The organism is Ruegeria sp. AH7 (genome assembly GCF_056541325.1).
Window position 1 is genome coordinate 39,674 of sequence record NZ_JBQFYF010000004.1, and the last position, 13,028, is coordinate 52,701.

At 55.8% G+C, this 13,028-nt stretch carries 14 protein-coding genes; 1 reads left to right on the plus strand and 13 read right to left on the minus strand.

The features are described 5' to 3' along the window. Positions 1-97 precede the first annotated feature (97 nt). The 6 genes from ACR0JX_RS10735 to ACR0JX_RS10760 form a co-directional block, all read right to left on the minus strand. Positions 98-1,165, minus strand: coding sequence for an ABC transporter ATP-binding protein (locus ACR0JX_RS10735; RefSeq protein ID WP_480543797.1), 1,068 nt, complete (start codon positions 1,163-1,165; stop codon positions 98-100). After that, positions 1,165-2,412 carry an MGH1-like glycoside hydrolase domain-containing protein gene (locus ACR0JX_RS10740; RefSeq protein WP_480543798.1) on the minus strand — a complete coding sequence of 416 codons (1,248 nt, stop codon included), beginning with the start codon at positions 2,410-2,412 and terminating at the stop codon, positions 1,165-1,167. Before ACR0JX_RS10740 ends, ACR0JX_RS10735 begins: the two co-directional genes overlap by 1 nt. Positions 2,413-2,417: 5 nt before the next feature. After that, positions 2,418-3,626: a carbohydrate ABC transporter permease gene (locus tag ACR0JX_RS10745; protein WP_480543799.1), complete on the minus strand. Its 1,209-nt coding sequence runs from the start codon at positions 3,624-3,626 to the stop codon at positions 2,418-2,420. Further along, the gene (locus ACR0JX_RS10750; RefSeq protein ID WP_480543800.1) at positions 3,626-4,858 is read right to left on the minus strand and encodes a carbohydrate ABC transporter permease; all 1,233 of its coding nucleotides are present in this window, start codon (positions 4,856-4,858) and stop codon (positions 3,626-3,628) included. Before ACR0JX_RS10750 ends, ACR0JX_RS10745 begins: the two co-directional genes overlap by 1 nt. 65 nt (positions 4,859-4,923) lie before the next feature. Further along, positions 4,924-6,279 (minus strand): extracellular solute-binding protein, encoded by a 1,356-nt coding sequence (locus ACR0JX_RS10755; RefSeq protein ID WP_170537420.1) that lies wholly within the window; start codon positions 6,277-6,279, stop codon positions 4,924-4,926. Continuing rightward, positions 6,276-7,382, minus strand: coding sequence for a LacI family DNA-binding transcriptional regulator (locus ACR0JX_RS10760; RefSeq protein WP_480543801.1), 1,107 nt, complete (start codon positions 7,380-7,382; stop codon positions 6,276-6,278). The genes ACR0JX_RS10755 and ACR0JX_RS10760 overlap by 4 nt, the downstream gene beginning before the upstream one ends. A 362-nt stretch (positions 7,383-7,744) precedes the next feature. Here ACR0JX_RS10760 and ACR0JX_RS10765 point away from each other — a divergent pair, with 362 nt between their 5' ends. Beyond that, the gene (locus tag ACR0JX_RS10765; protein WP_480544117.1) at positions 7,745-7,948 is read left to right on the plus strand and encodes an ATP-binding protein; all 204 of its coding nucleotides are present in this window, start codon (positions 7,745-7,747) and stop codon (positions 7,946-7,948) included. Positions 7,949-8,305: 357 nt separating this feature from the next. Here ACR0JX_RS10765 and ACR0JX_RS10770 read toward each other — a convergent pair whose 3' ends face one another. The 7 genes from ACR0JX_RS10770 to ACR0JX_RS10800 all read right to left on the minus strand — a co-directional run bounded on the left by ACR0JX_RS10770 (position 8,306) and on the right by ACR0JX_RS10800 (position 13,012). Further along, positions 8,306-8,596: a TFIIB-type zinc ribbon-containing protein gene (locus tag ACR0JX_RS10770; RefSeq protein ID WP_480543802.1), complete on the minus strand. Its 291-nt coding sequence runs from the start codon at positions 8,594-8,596 to the stop codon at positions 8,306-8,308. 295 nt (positions 8,597-8,891) lie between these two features. Further along, entirely contained in the window at positions 8,892-9,284 is a 393-nt protein-coding gene (locus tag ACR0JX_RS10775; RefSeq protein WP_170537414.1) for a RidA family protein, read from the minus strand. Continuing rightward, a complete protein-coding gene (locus ACR0JX_RS10780; protein WP_480543803.1) occupies positions 9,274-9,687 on the minus strand; it encodes an acyl-CoA thioesterase in 414 nt (137 codons plus the stop codon). Before ACR0JX_RS10780 ends, ACR0JX_RS10775 begins: the two co-directional genes overlap by 11 nt. Continuing rightward, on the minus strand, positions 9,687-10,373 hold the full coding sequence (locus ACR0JX_RS10785) for an ABC transporter ATP-binding protein (RefSeq protein ID WP_480543804.1): 687 nt from the start codon (positions 10,371-10,373) through the stop codon (positions 9,687-9,689). The genes ACR0JX_RS10780 and ACR0JX_RS10785 overlap by 1 nt, the downstream gene beginning before the upstream one ends. Beyond that, entirely contained in the window at positions 10,370-11,119 is a 750-nt protein-coding gene (locus ACR0JX_RS10790) for an ABC transporter ATP-binding protein (RefSeq protein ID WP_480543805.1), read from the minus strand. The genes ACR0JX_RS10785 and ACR0JX_RS10790 overlap by 4 nt, the downstream gene beginning before the upstream one ends. Continuing rightward, on the minus strand, positions 11,112-12,095 hold the full coding sequence (locus ACR0JX_RS10795) for a branched-chain amino acid ABC transporter permease (RefSeq protein ID WP_480543806.1): 984 nt from the start codon (positions 12,093-12,095) through the stop codon (positions 11,112-11,114). The genes ACR0JX_RS10790 and ACR0JX_RS10795 overlap by 8 nt, the downstream gene beginning before the upstream one ends. Further along, entirely contained in the window at positions 12,092-13,012 is a 921-nt protein-coding gene (locus ACR0JX_RS10800) for a branched-chain amino acid ABC transporter permease (RefSeq protein ID WP_480543807.1), read from the minus strand. The genes ACR0JX_RS10795 and ACR0JX_RS10800 overlap by 4 nt, the downstream gene beginning before the upstream one ends. Positions 13,013-13,028 lie beyond the last annotated feature (16 nt).

Below are 13,028 nucleotides of genomic sequence, written 5' to 3' on the forward strand. Positions count from 1 at the left end.
AAACTGGATCATCGGATCTGGCTTTGACGGCCCAAAATCGGCTTTAGTGCACCGACCGTTCCATTTCATCTGGCCAGAAAAGCACGCGAAAGACCGATCATGTCTTTGCAGCTTGCTCGGTCATCGATTGTCCGTCGGCATCAAAGAAGTGTGTTTTGTCAGGTGGAAAGACCATGCCAATTCTTGCGCCGCTTCTTAGATCAGTATCCCCGTTCAGACGCACCGTGACACGTTCTTCGTTACCGCAATCGACAATCAGAAACGAGTCTGCCCCCAGATACTCGACCACCTCGATTGTCGCGTCCGATTGACCGGCACCGGGGTCTGCGATCTCGATATGCTCGGGGCGTATTCCGACTTTGGTCGCTTCGCTGGTCAGGGGAAACCCGCCTGAACCGCCATTGTCCAGATGATATGCGCCATCCCGCGTCGAACATGGCAGGATGTTCATCTTTGGGCTTCCGATGAACTGAGCAACAAACAGATTGGCCGGGCGCTCATACAACTCGCGTGGTGTCCCCACCTGCGCAATCTTGCCGTATTCCAGTACGACAATCCGATCCGCAAGCGTCATGGCCTCGACCTGATCATGGGTCACATAGATCATCGTACGCTTTAGGTTCTGGTGCAGTTTCGCGATCTCGTACCGCATTTCGACCCGCAGGGCGGCATCGAGATTCGAAAGCGGTTCGTCGAACAGGAAAGCGGTGGGATCGCGGACGATCGAGCGTCCGATGGCAACACGCTGACGTTGTCCCCCCGATAGATCCTTTGGTCGGCGTTCCAGAAACGGCTCTAGCTTCAGCACTTCGGCGGCTTTTGTAACCTGTTCCTGAATCTCAGCCTTGGGCACGCCCGCTACCTTGAGTGAAAAGCCCATGTTTTCGCCCACGGTCAAATGCGGATAGAGCGCATAGGACTGGAAAACCATGGTGAGCCCACGCTTGGATGGCGGGTGGTCGGTGACATCGCCGTCATTGATCAGAAGCGCACCGCGCGAGATATCTTCTAACCCGCCAATCATGCGAAGAAGTGTGGATTTCCCACAACCCGACGGGCCGACGAAAACAACAAATTCACCTTCTTCGATCTTAAGATCGACGCCCTTGATGACCTGTGCGCTGCCGAACCATTTTTCGACGCCTTTGAGTTCAATACTGCCCATCAGTTCCTCCCAGCCCAATGCAGCCAAACAGCGGCTGTCCAGGTAAATGCCTTGCCGCCTGCGGGGCTGCCCGTCATTGGGTCAAAATATTCTGCAAAGCCAAAGGTTGAGATCAGATCTGCTGTTTTACTGCGTAACAACTCTGCCTCTACCTTGTGGCCCATTTCGTCCAGACCGAACCCGGCCAGCATGTTCATGATCGCCCAGCTTGGCCCTCTCCAATATCGGCGAGGATCGAAGCCCGGCATTGACGGGTCATAGCTTGGGAAGGGGTATGGTACGGTTTCCAATACCGACCGTGCGCGCTGCAGCATTCCCTTAGAATCCACACCTGCATACCAGCACAGGTAAGATGCGTTTGAAACGCTACCGGACCACTCGCCGGTGTGCGCATCGCGAGAATCAAAGGACCCAAGTTCATCACTCCAAAGCGATTGCGCCCCGGCTTCCAATTTTGCGATATCCTCGGTCAAACCGTCGGCGGGTAAATCCAAAGCTTCGCTGACGATCAATAGATCCCGTGCAGCGCGCAAAGTGGTGAAGGACATGGTCGGATCGGCAACCCGAAATGGATTATCATTGAGCAGCCTACTCTGATCCCAATGCACGTTCCGCCCGATCTGGACCAGCTTTATATAACGGTCGTAGTCGTATTTGGTCGGGCGGTCATCGCTGTTCACGTGCTTTGTGTCACGACGCTGATATTCGCCCACGTCCGAGGCATCCATCCGCGCCATCGTGTTGTCCCAATCCGGTGCATTGTCCCGGCCAGCCTCCCATGGATGGGTAGTGCAAACTGCGCCGTGGTCATCCAGGCGCCACGTCATGATCCACCGGTGCCAGGCCAGCAGCGCCGGGAACAATGAACGCATCCGCGCCTCACCGGCTTCGGGGTCTTTTTCCCAGATCTTGCGGGCCATCGTTGCGGCGATCGGCGGCTGGATTATACCTGAGGAGGGAATTGGCCCGTTGCAGCCCCAGACGTCAGGGCCCGGGAAATAACCCTCATCCTGCTTATGAAACAGGATATGTGGCACCATACCGTCATCCCATTGGCCTGAAAACAATGTTTCGATTTCGACCCATGCGCGGTCGATGTCGAACTCGGCAAAGCCCAGCGCAGCGATGGCGCTGTCCCAGTTCCATTGATAGGGGTACAGCCCCTCGGTTGGGATGGTGTAACCGCCGCGATCGTTGGCAATCAGAATGTTGCGTGCCTCGCGGTCGGGGTTTGTATGTTGGTTCATCTCGGTCATCCTTTGACAGACCCTGCCGTCAGGCCTTTGGTCATGAAACGTTCAAGCCCCAGGAACAGCGCCATGATCGGAACAGTGGCGATCACCGCGCCGGCCATAAGGTGCTGTCGGGGAATTTCCGAGGAGTTCAGCATGGTGACCCCTCGGGTCAGAGTGAATTTCGACGGATCGTCCAGCAACATGAAGGCCAGCAGGAACTCGTTCCAGGCAATCATGAAGACATAGAGTGAGACCGAGGCTAGGGCTGGCAGGCTGAGCGGCAACGTGATCTTCCAGATCACCGCCAAGCGCGAGAGGCCATCCATCAGACCAGCCTCCTCCACCTCGGTCGGGAGTCCACGGAAATACCCCTGCAGCATGTAAAGCGCGACCGGGATCGTCGTGACCGGATAGATCATAACGATGCCCAGGATAGAGTTGCGCAGACCAGTCAGCGAGAACGCAATATAGATCGGCAGCGCCAGAACGATCATCGGCACCATGTAGATCAGCAGGATTGAGCGAGAGAACGCCTTTTGCCCCTGAAACCGGAAACGCGCGACCGCATAGGCACCTGGAACGCTAAACGCCAGTGTGATGAAAACTGTCAGGACCGAGACATAGAGAGAGGTCCAAAGATAGGTGCCGAAGTTAAAATCGCGGAAGAGTTCCGTATAGCTCCGAAACAGCGCCCAGCCCTGCGAAAGGTCCACCGAGAAATCCAGCGGATTTTGTAACAGCGCCTGTTGCGACTTCAGGCTGGTCATAACCATCACATAGAAGGGAATGACGACAATGGCGGTAAAGAAGATATAGCCGAATCCGGTGCAGAAGCGGATCACCGCATCCTCGAACTCATGGCGGGTTAGCTCTCCGAAAGGCAGTTCCTTCAAGATTTCTGCCATTGAAAGATGCATCACCAAAGCCATGGCGATAACGGTGATCATCGTGGCCTGCAGCGTGGTGTCTGATCCGACCAGAACCGGACCAAAACCTGTCACACAGGACAGGCCCAGCAGGGCCGTCACACCCAGGCGTGCCGGGGCAAGACGCGCCGGAAAGCGAACGTAGGTCAGACCAACCACCGCCCCCCAGATCAGGCTCATCAGAACCTGCGGACGAAAGGCTGCGCCCGTCGCGAAAGACATGGTCACCGCGACGGTTGTGGAAATGACCACCAGCCAAAGTGCACCCAGAACAGGTCCAGTGATAAATCCATTGCGCATCACAAACCCTCCTCACGGCTGATGAAGCGGAAGAAGACGAAGCTGAAGGTGATCAGGCACATCAGGATCACAACAGCAACGGCAGCGCCTGCACCGATATTCGAGATCGCAAAGGCTTGCTCATAGACGTTCACGGTCAATGTGCGGGTCCCCGCATTGCCGCCGGTCAGCAGGAAGATGTCGTCGAATTTATTGAACGTCCAAATAAAGCGCAGCAGGAACAGCACCGACAGGATGCCCAGCAATTGCGGAATGCTCAGCAGCCAGAACTTCTGGAAGGGAGAAGCGCCATCCATATCCGCAGCCTCATACATGCTGGAATCGATGGATTGCATCCGCGCCAGAATGAACAGGAAGGACAGTGGAAAATAGCGCCAGATTTCGAACACCGTGACCATGATCAGTGCCAGTGGTCGTTCACCGAAAAAGTTGATCGGATCATTACTGAGCCCCATTTGCACCAGCAACGCATTGGCCGAGCCAGAAAAGGGGTCAAACAGTGTGACCCATGTGAAGGCCACGGCAATCACGGGTGCGACATAGGGGAATAGATAAAGACCCCGGATGAAGCCCTGACCTCTGAAGCTTTTGTTCAGCAGCAGCGCGGCAAACAGGCCCATGACCAAGGCACCAATTGTACCGAAGACGGTGTAAAACAAGGTGACCCAGAGAACGCCCCAGAATTCTGATCCGTCAAAGACACGAGCGAAGTTTTCCAGACTGAAGTCCAGACTGGTCAGAACGTTTGGTCCTTTGCCGGTAATGCCCGGTTCGGATCCTTCCACTAGATCTTCAAATGTGTCCTTATCGCCATCCAGGGTGACCGGAATGCGAATACGTTCCCGTTGACCACCCTCCAACGTACCGAAATCGCAGAATAGGTCTTGTCCATTCAGAATGCAGGGAGTGGCGACCTCACCCGCGGTGACACCATCAGGCAAAACATCGCTGAGCGTTACACCTTCGACAGCGATTTCCTGACTAGAGTTGCGCAGTCGATATTCGATACGCAGATCGTCACCCGATCCTCGCAGGCTCTCGCGTACAACGGGCGCAGGTGGACGCAGGTCTGACAGCGAGAAGGGTTTGAAGCTGATCCAGATGATTGCCAGCAATGGCAAGATCACAACCAGCGACACGCTTATGATGGTTGGAGCCAGCAGCGCCCAGGCCAGACGCGCCTCGCGTTTGGCTAAGGCCCCGGTTCCGGTCGGTGGGGTGGCCGAAGTCATGAGGTACCTCGAGGGGTTGGGTGCAACGGCGCGAACGCCGCTGCAGATGCCAAAGAGAGGTCGCGTTATTCGACCTTGGCGAGTTCGTCATTCATGGCGGCAACCGCAGCTGCAGCGTCAATTTCACCATCAATATACTGACGAACGACCCGATTGATCGCCTGGCTGTTGATCATCTTCGACGCCAGTGCCAGCTGACCTTCGGCCACGCCCCAGCGCTGGGCAACGTCCAGACCGCCAACGATTTCATCGATCATGGCCTGTTCATAGAGATCCCCGAGCGGCGCTTTGCGATCGACACCAACGGGCAGTTCAGCCCATGCTTCCGCAAAGGCAGTCGGGTTATCGGCGTTGCCACGACGGACGGGGAACTTGCCCTCTGGTGCGATAGCCAAAGTTTGGGTGTAGCCATCATCCATAGCAAACTTCACAAAGTCGATCGCCGCATCTGTATCCGCATCGCTGGTAATACCGAAGTAACGCACATCACCCCAAGCAGCTCCATCCGGGTTTGACGGGCCGGACAGCTTGGTCACGATTCCGGTCTTGCTGGCCAGATCGCGCGAGGTCGGATCGTCGTTGATGGTTGGCGGCGCACTGTCGCGCAGACCAGCCAGCTCGTCCAGAATGAATGGGGACCAGATGATCATGGCGGCTTTGCCGTCGAAATACAGCTCACGCGATTGCTTCCAGTACAATTCACCCGGAGGCGAGGCCTGAGAGATCGCTTTGTAGAAGTCCAGAACCTCGGTGGTCTTGGCTTCGTCCAATGGCTGGAAGCCGTCGGAACCTACAGGGCTGACGCCATTGGCGAGGAAGACATGCTCCAACACCTGGCTCATGAAGTTCTCATCAACCTTGGTCGCGGAAACAAACCCGTACATTTCAGGTGGGTTATGCAGCGCATCCAGCGCTGCCTGAATGTCAGCAAAACTGTTCGGTGCTTCCAGACCCGCCTCATCAAACAGGTCCTTGCGATAGACTACCATCTGGGTCCAGCCGTCGACCGGAACCGAAGCAGTTTCATCATCAAAGGCAGCCATGGACAGAGGGCCCGGGGCAAAGGTATCCGCGCCCAGATCCTCGATCACTTCACTTGCAGCCCCGGTGTCCAGAATGCCAGCTTCAGCCCATGGAAGGGCATATTGCAGCGGGTGGTAAACTACGTCCGGCAGATCGCCGGCAGCAAAGGCGGCGGTGGCGCGGGTGCCAAGATCGCTTTCGGTAACCGGGATCACCTCAACCGTTGTACCGGTCTGGGCCTTGAACTGATCAGCCATCTCCTGCTGTCTGGCCAGACGCTCTGGTTGTTCCTCGGTTGTCCAGAAACGGATCGTGTCCGCCTGCACGGATAACGCAGTCAGCGCGAGTGCAAGCGACGAGCCCAGCATAAGCTTGGCCGCTTTGGGCGTAAGTTTCATTGATTGGTTCCTCCCAAGATGTGTTCATTGGATTTCGTGATTTTTTCCGCCAACTCCTCCGACGTCAGCGATGGCGGGCCGTCAGAGGCCCGTTCGGTCAAAGATGCCTCGCCAAGCTCGCGCAAAGTGTCAGGGGCTTCCCCCCGGATTTGACGAATCAGCAATGTTGCGAGGCGAGCCCCCGCAGCGTGGCTATCAACATTAAACGTCGTCAGGCCCGGACGGGCATAGTGGCATTCAGGGATACCGTCATAACCAATGATCGAAATATCCTGTCCGATCTTCAGCCCTAGATCGGTTGCGACCCCGTAACATCCCAAGGCCGCCAGGTCGGTGGCAAAAACGATCGCGGTGGGTGGCCGATCCAGACGCAGAAGCGCCCGGCTTTCGGCGGCTCCCTCTTCGCGCGTTCGAGCGCCGTTCCGCACAAGCTCTGGATCGAAAGGCAACCCGGCGATACCCAGCCCTTCAACATAACCATCGCGGCGGAGATGGCTGTAGTTGAATTTCAGATCACTGCCGACATATCCGATGCGGGTATGGTTGTGACCTGCCAGCCGAAGCACCGCCTTACGGATGGCTGTCTCGCCCGAGATATCGAACCACGACGTATTTGCAGGCGGAGTGGCGCATCCATATCCAGTACGGCCATATAGGATGAACGGTACATCCAGATGCCGCAAAAATCGAATACGCGCATCGTTGACCGCAGTTCGAGGCAGGATAAACCCATCAGCCTTGTGCTCTTCAACAAGACGGGCAAGAACCTTGAGCGTGTCCTGCTCAGATCTTGCGGTTGATATCGTCATCGTCCAGTCAAAACCGCTTGCGGCCTCGCAAGCTCCGGCTAGGAATTCCTGCAGAAATGGGTTGTGGCCATCCGGCTCGTCAGCGTTAAGCACCATCGCAATGGCGCGAACACGCCCAGTTCGAATAGCTTGTGCATGGCTAAGGGGACGGTACCCCAACTTACGTGCCATGGTTTCGACACGCTTGCGCGTGGTTTCGGAAATATCGGGATATCCGTTCAGCGCACGCGAAACCGTGCTTTTCGAAAGACCAAGCCGGGCTGCAAGATCATGGATCTTAACACGGCCAGACATCTGCTGATTTTCAGCAACAGATACATCCAACCGATTTGTAAGATTCGCTCCCATCTTTCTAACTTTCAGCTCCGAAACCGGTTTCGGCAACAGATTTGTAGAACTTCTGCAGCCTGAACCTCTGCTGGCAGAGCCAACTTGGTTCCTGGAAGACGCCTAAAACTCTAATATCCGAAGAGACACTGTCGCGACGATCTCGGGTCCGGATTCACAGCCAGTAGATGATGGCTGTTACGAGGGCGACTGCGGAGCGGAGCACCTTGGGACAGCGATCACAACGTAACGCCACTTGTGTACAATTCCTGAGCCAAACAACATTCCAAGTTACCGCAAGGCTTGCCTAAAGCGGTATCGAACTTTGTATTGAAGATGACGGGCCCGGCATTCCGGAAGGCGCCCGAGACGAAGCCCTTCGGTCCGGCAGTCGGCTGGACGCCTCAGTAAGAGGAACTGGTTTAGGCCTGTCTATTTCCGTTGATTTACTGGCTGCCTATGGTGGGAAGCTGGAACTTAATACATCGGAACGCCTAGGTCGCTTGGCTTGTGAGGTAACGCTTCGTACATGAACAAAGCGCTCTGCGTATTGCGCTAGCGGTCACGGCGCAGCCTCTCCCTATCTGCAATCATCGTCTGTATTAACGCCAAACCAGGCTTTGACGCGCACCAAAACACGTGTTCCTATGAGCTTAAGCGATCCGTCAGTTTCAGGCGATCAGGGCAGAGTGCCGGCCCAAACGGGGCACCTGGCCGACTACCTAGACGCTGCAGTTGTGGCGAAAGTCCGGTCTTGCAAAGCTGCGTGGCAGCGCTTGAAGGCCTAAGCCAAATCCTCAATCCGGACTTGCCCGGCAGTCACACGGTAGGCCCGGCAAACGGTCATACATACGCGCACGGCAGTAGTGGCCACGAGGAGCGCGATATGCCTAGTCGAAAATCTCTAGCAGATTGTCGAACATGCCGCCGCGCTTGCGGCGCTTTGGGTAACCCTGCTGCGCGCGCTGGGGGCTTTCGTGATAATGCACATCAGAATATGCATCGTCAGCGGAGACGCCGCTATCGATGAGCGCTTCTTCGCGGATGGCCATGATGATCTTTTCCAACTCTCCACGATCCAACCAGATGCCACCCGAAGAGGGACAGATATCCATCTTAACACCATAGCGTTCCACCTCACGCATGGGCGAACCGTCGATTGGAGATGTCATCAGGGGCATGTGCGATATCCTTTGCTAAGCGTGATTTACCAGTGGGCAGACCTTACCTAAATTGTAGTTGAGCGATGCCTTTACAAGGCTGAGAACTCCATTGGATCAGCGGATATCTTCAAAGGATTGGTTCACTGCGCCCTGGATAATGTGGCCCGATGTGCTCCAATTGATGGACCAATGTTCCATCACGGCCTAGTCGGCGAACGCGCAAGATAGTCAGCACGGATCGAAGGCAGTGCGCCGCCATACCGACAGATTGGCGTTCGTTACATATCGCAGATGAAATAGGCTTGCACCAAGATCACAATTGCGCCGTTGCTTCGATTTCTACCTTTGCCGCGTCTTCGACAAGACCGGCGACAACCACCATCGACATGGCCGGGAAATGTCTGCCAAAAATCTCCCGATAGGCCTGACCAACTTCGCGTTGAGCGGCCAAATATTCAGCCTTGTCGGTGACAAACCAGGTCAGGCGCATCACATCCTCGACTTTGCCACCGGCCGTTTCGACAATTGTGCGGATGTTGAGCAGCGCCTGACGCATTTGACCGATGAAATCGTCACTCACAAACTCTTTGTTCGCGTCCCATCCAATCTGGCCACCAATATGAAGCGTGCCATCTTTCGCCAGTATTCCATTTGCATAGCCCAGCGCCGGCAGCCAACCTTCGGGGTGAATTACGTCATGCGGCATCAGTGGGCTCCTTCAAGTCTTGCAGTCGTTGTGCGATCCGTTCCGGCCAGGGCGCTGCACGTCCTGTCGCGTTGATGTGAACCAAGGTTGCCTCGGTTGCGAATCTAAGCTCTTCTTCACAATGCGCAGTCAGGCGAAACGTCATTGATCGGCGGCTGATGGCAGAAATCTTCAAGCGCAATATCAGCTTGTCCCCGTGCCGGCTTGGGGCGGCAAACCGCGTGTTGATCTGTGCCGTCGGCACGCCGCTCTGGCCATGAATGTCTTCGAACGGCCAATCCAGCACGTCCGCGAAAAAACACTCAACACAGTCGTTAATCATCTCGAAATAGCGTGGGTAGAAGACAATCCCAGCAGGGTCACAGTGTTTGAACATGACCTTCTGTGTAAGTTCAAAGCTCATCACACACCTACATATTGCGCTGTCAATTCGTGCGTCAAAGCGTCCATTTTGCCAGCCCAAACCGTCTTGCCACGCGCCAAAATGACAGCGTTGTCGGCGACCAAGGACAGCTCGCGCAGGGATTTGTCTATCAACAGGATCGACATGCCGGTTTCACGCTTAATCTGCGTGATCGCTGCCCAGATTTCTTGACGGACAATCGGGGCCAGGCCCTCAGTGGCTTCGTCCAACACCAAAAGCTGAGGATTGGTCATCAATGCCCGTCCAATTGCGAGCATCTGTTGCTCTCCGCCTGAAAGCGAGGCCGCGCGTTGGCCCCTGCGTTCTTCAAGTCGGGGAAAAAGCCCGGCGACGGCTTTTAAGTCCCAAGCGCCGGAGCGTGCCGCGGCAATGAGGTTCTCCTCGACCGTCAGGTCCCGAAAGCAACGGCGCCCTTCTGGCACCAATCCAACACCCAGCCGAGCCACGTTATGGCTCGCCATCTTATGCAGGTTTTTGCCATTAAACATCAGGCTGCCGAACGAGTCGATCATTCGGCAGATCGCTTTGACAGTGGTGGATTTTCCCATACCGTTCCGCCCCATCAATGCGCAAACCTCGCCTGCGTTCAGGGTCAGATCAACGCCGAACAAAGCAGGCGTACGACCGTAGGATGCTGTCAGGTTTTCAACCTCGAGCAAACTCATGCCTCCTCCCCCAAATAGGCCTCTCGGACCTCGGGCGATGATCGAATGTCGTCGACCGTTCCGGACGCAATCACCTGGCCATAGACGAGAACGCTGATCCTATCGGCCAACGAGAAAACCGCATCCATGTCATGTTCAACCAGCAGGATCGGTGACTCGTGGCGCAGTTTGTCCAGAAAGCCGGTCATTTCCTTCGACCCCTCCGCACCCAATCCCGCCATCGGTTCGTCCATGACAAAGGCCTTAGGGGATAGGGTTAAAGCAACGGCGACTTCCAATTGTCTGCGTTGCCCATGGCTGAGATTGGCAGTGGTTTGGCCTGCGGCACCGTCTAAGCCGACGCGGACAAGCGCCTCCATAGCCCTGTCGCGCAAGTCGGTCTCCCGGCTTGCCGCGCCCCAGAAACGCCAAGGGTTTCCGGAATGTCCAAGCGCGCCCAGCAGCGCATTTTCAAGCACGGTGTCTTCCATCGCAAGTGCAGAGATTTGAAAGGTTCGTCCTAAACCGGCCTCGGCACGTTCCTGCGTCGATAGGGACGAGATGTCCTGATTGTTCAAGTAGACGCGACCGAAGTCGGACCTCAACCCGCCGCAGATTTGGCCAATCAGCGTTGATTTGCCAGCGCCGTTCGGACCGATGATGGCGTGGATTTCTCCAGCCCTCAAATCAATCGAGACATCCTTCGTAGCCTTGAGCGCGCCAAAGCTTTTGTTGAGATTCTGCGTGGATAATACAACGTCAGACATGGGGGCCCTCTTTGCCGGTCAAAATGCCCAACAGGCCACCGCGGGCGAACAGCACAATCAGAAGCAGGATCACCCCAAGCCAAACATGCCAGAAATCGGTCAAACCCCCCAAAAAATGCTCGAGCATAACAAATAGTGCGGCTCCAATGACAGGACCCATCAGACGCCCAACACCACCAATGATAATCAGAACAATCAACTCGCCCGACAGTTGCCAGCTGAACATCGTCGGACTCACGAAACGATTTAGATCAGCAAAAAGAGCACCCGCTAGTCCGGTCACCGCTCCAGAGATGACAAAGGCCAAAAGCTTCAGACGCATCGGATTCAGCCCGACCGTTTCCACACGTTGCGGCACCTGTCGTGCTGCGTTCAAAGCCAAGCCAAAAGGAGATGCACGAAGTCGCCAGTGGAGCAGCAGCGCGGCACAAAGCGCCGCGAAACACAGACCGAAGAACTGGATCGGGACTAGCGTGTTCATGCCTGGAAATCCGTTGCGCACGTAGATCGACAGACCATCTTCGCCGCCATAGGCGCTCCAGGAAATGGAGAAGAAAAAGAACATCTGTCCAAACGCGAGCGTGATCATGATGAAATAGACACCCGTTGTGCGCAGAGACAGTAGCCCGATCAACAACGCCGCCAGGGCGGAGATGACAATCGCCGTCAACCATATCACCGGCATGGATTTTGTGCCTTCGATGCTGAATGGTCCAAGCTCCAGCGCGGTATATGTCTGGGCATGATGGGCGAGAATGCCCATCGCATAGCCGCCTAGGCCAAAAAACACCGCATGCCCAAGGCTCACCAAGCCGCCAATCCCAAGCGCGATATTCAACCCCACCGCGGCCAGCGCCAGAACAACGATCCGTGTGACCAATGTGATCGTGAATGGCTCATCAATTGCAAGAGCCCAAAGCGGCACAACCGAAAGCCCGGCCAGCACGACCCAATTGACATAATGTTCCCTGATCATGCCCGCACCCCAAACAAACCGGTCGGGCGCCAGATCAGAACGATGCTCATAAGGATATAGACAGCCATCGACGCCAAGGCAGAGCCGGTTTGCGTCGCAGCGCCTGCTTCCATGAACAGTTTAAAAACTTCCGGCAGGAATATTCCACCCAGCGTATCGGTCAATCCGACCAGGACAGCTCCGATGAACGCCCCTTTGATCGAGCCGATTCCACCGATCACGATCACCACAAAGGCAAGGATCAAAACAGGCTCTCCCATCCCCACCTGCACCGATTGGATAGCACCCACCAATGCACCTGCGAACCCGGCTAGCGCCGCGCCCAGGGCAAAGACGATCGTGTAGAGTTTCGAGATATCGACGCCAAGCGCTGCGATCATCTCGCGGTCATTTTCTCCTGCGCGGATCTGGATACCGATCCGGGTACGGGCGGTAAGCCACCACAGCCCCAGGGCCACCACAATACCCACGCAAATAAGGGTCAAACGATAAAAGGGATATTCAATACCGCCCGGCAATGTGATCGGGCCTGACAGGTAATCGGGGATGTCAAGAAACAGAGGGAAAGACCCAAAAACCCATCTCGTACCTTCGGAAAAGATCAAAATCAGGGCAAAAGTCGCCAACACCTGATCCAAATGCGGAGCATGATAAAGCCGTCGGATAACGGTCATTTCAACAATCGCGCCAGCACAGGCCGCGGCAGCCAGCGCCGCCACAAGCGCCAGAACGAAAGAGCCTGTGTATCCTGCAACGGCTGCGGCCGCGAAGGCCCCAACCATGTACAGCGAACCATGGGCCAGATTAATCAACCCCATAACACCGAAGATCAGGGTCAGGCCTGCTGCCATCAGAAATAGCATAACACCAAACTGAAGCCCGTTCAGAACCTGCTCAATAATGAGAATAGCTGACATTCAATCGCCTCGGAAA

Bases quoted from the DNA above. Each gene is read 5' to 3' on its own strand.
- ACR0JX_RS10735 (WP_480543797.1), bottom strand. From the start codon at position 1,165: ATGGGCAGTATTGAACTCAAAGGCGTCGAAAAATGGTTCGGCAGCGCA.
- ACR0JX_RS10740 (WP_480543798.1), bottom strand. From the start codon at position 2,412: ATGAACCAACATACAAACCCCGACCGCGAGGCACGCAACATTCTGATT.
- ACR0JX_RS10745 (WP_480543799.1), bottom strand. From the start codon at position 3,626: ATGCGCAATGGATTTATCACTGGACCTGTTCTGGGTGCACTTTGGCTG.
- ACR0JX_RS10750 (WP_480543800.1), bottom strand. From the start codon at position 4,858: ATGACTTCGGCCACCCCACCGACCGGAACCGGGGCCTTAGCCAAACGC.
- ACR0JX_RS10755 (WP_170537420.1), bottom strand. From the start codon at position 6,279: ATGAAACTTACGCCCAAAGCGGCCAAGCTTATGCTGGGCTCGTCGCTT.
- ACR0JX_RS10760 (WP_480543801.1), bottom strand. From the start codon at position 7,382: ATGTCTGGCCGTGTTAAGATCCATGATCTTGCAGCCCGGCTTGGTCTT.
- ACR0JX_RS10770 (WP_480543802.1), bottom strand. From the start codon at position 8,596: ATGCCCCTGATGACATCTCCAATCGACGGTTCGCCCATGCGTGAGGTG.
- ACR0JX_RS10775 (WP_170537414.1), bottom strand. From the start codon at position 9,284: ATGCCGCATGACGTAATTCACCCCGAAGGTTGGCTGCCGGCGCTGGGC.
- ACR0JX_RS10780 (WP_480543803.1), bottom strand. From the start codon at position 9,687: ATGAGCTTTGAACTTACACAGAAGGTCATGTTCAAACACTGTGACCCT.
- ACR0JX_RS10785 (WP_480543804.1), bottom strand. From the start codon at position 10,373: ATGAGTTTGCTCGAGGTTGAAAACCTGACAGCATCCTACGGTCGTACG.
- ACR0JX_RS10790 (WP_480543805.1), bottom strand. From the start codon at position 11,119: ATGTCTGACGTTGTATTATCCACGCAGAATCTCAACAAAAGCTTTGGC.
- ACR0JX_RS10795 (WP_480543806.1), bottom strand. From the start codon at position 12,095: ATGATCAGGGAACATTATGTCAATTGGGTCGTGCTGGCCGGGCTTTCG.
- ACR0JX_RS10800 (WP_480543807.1), bottom strand. From the start codon at position 13,012: ATGTCAGCTATTCTCATTATTGAGCAGGTTCTGAACGGGCTTCAGTTT.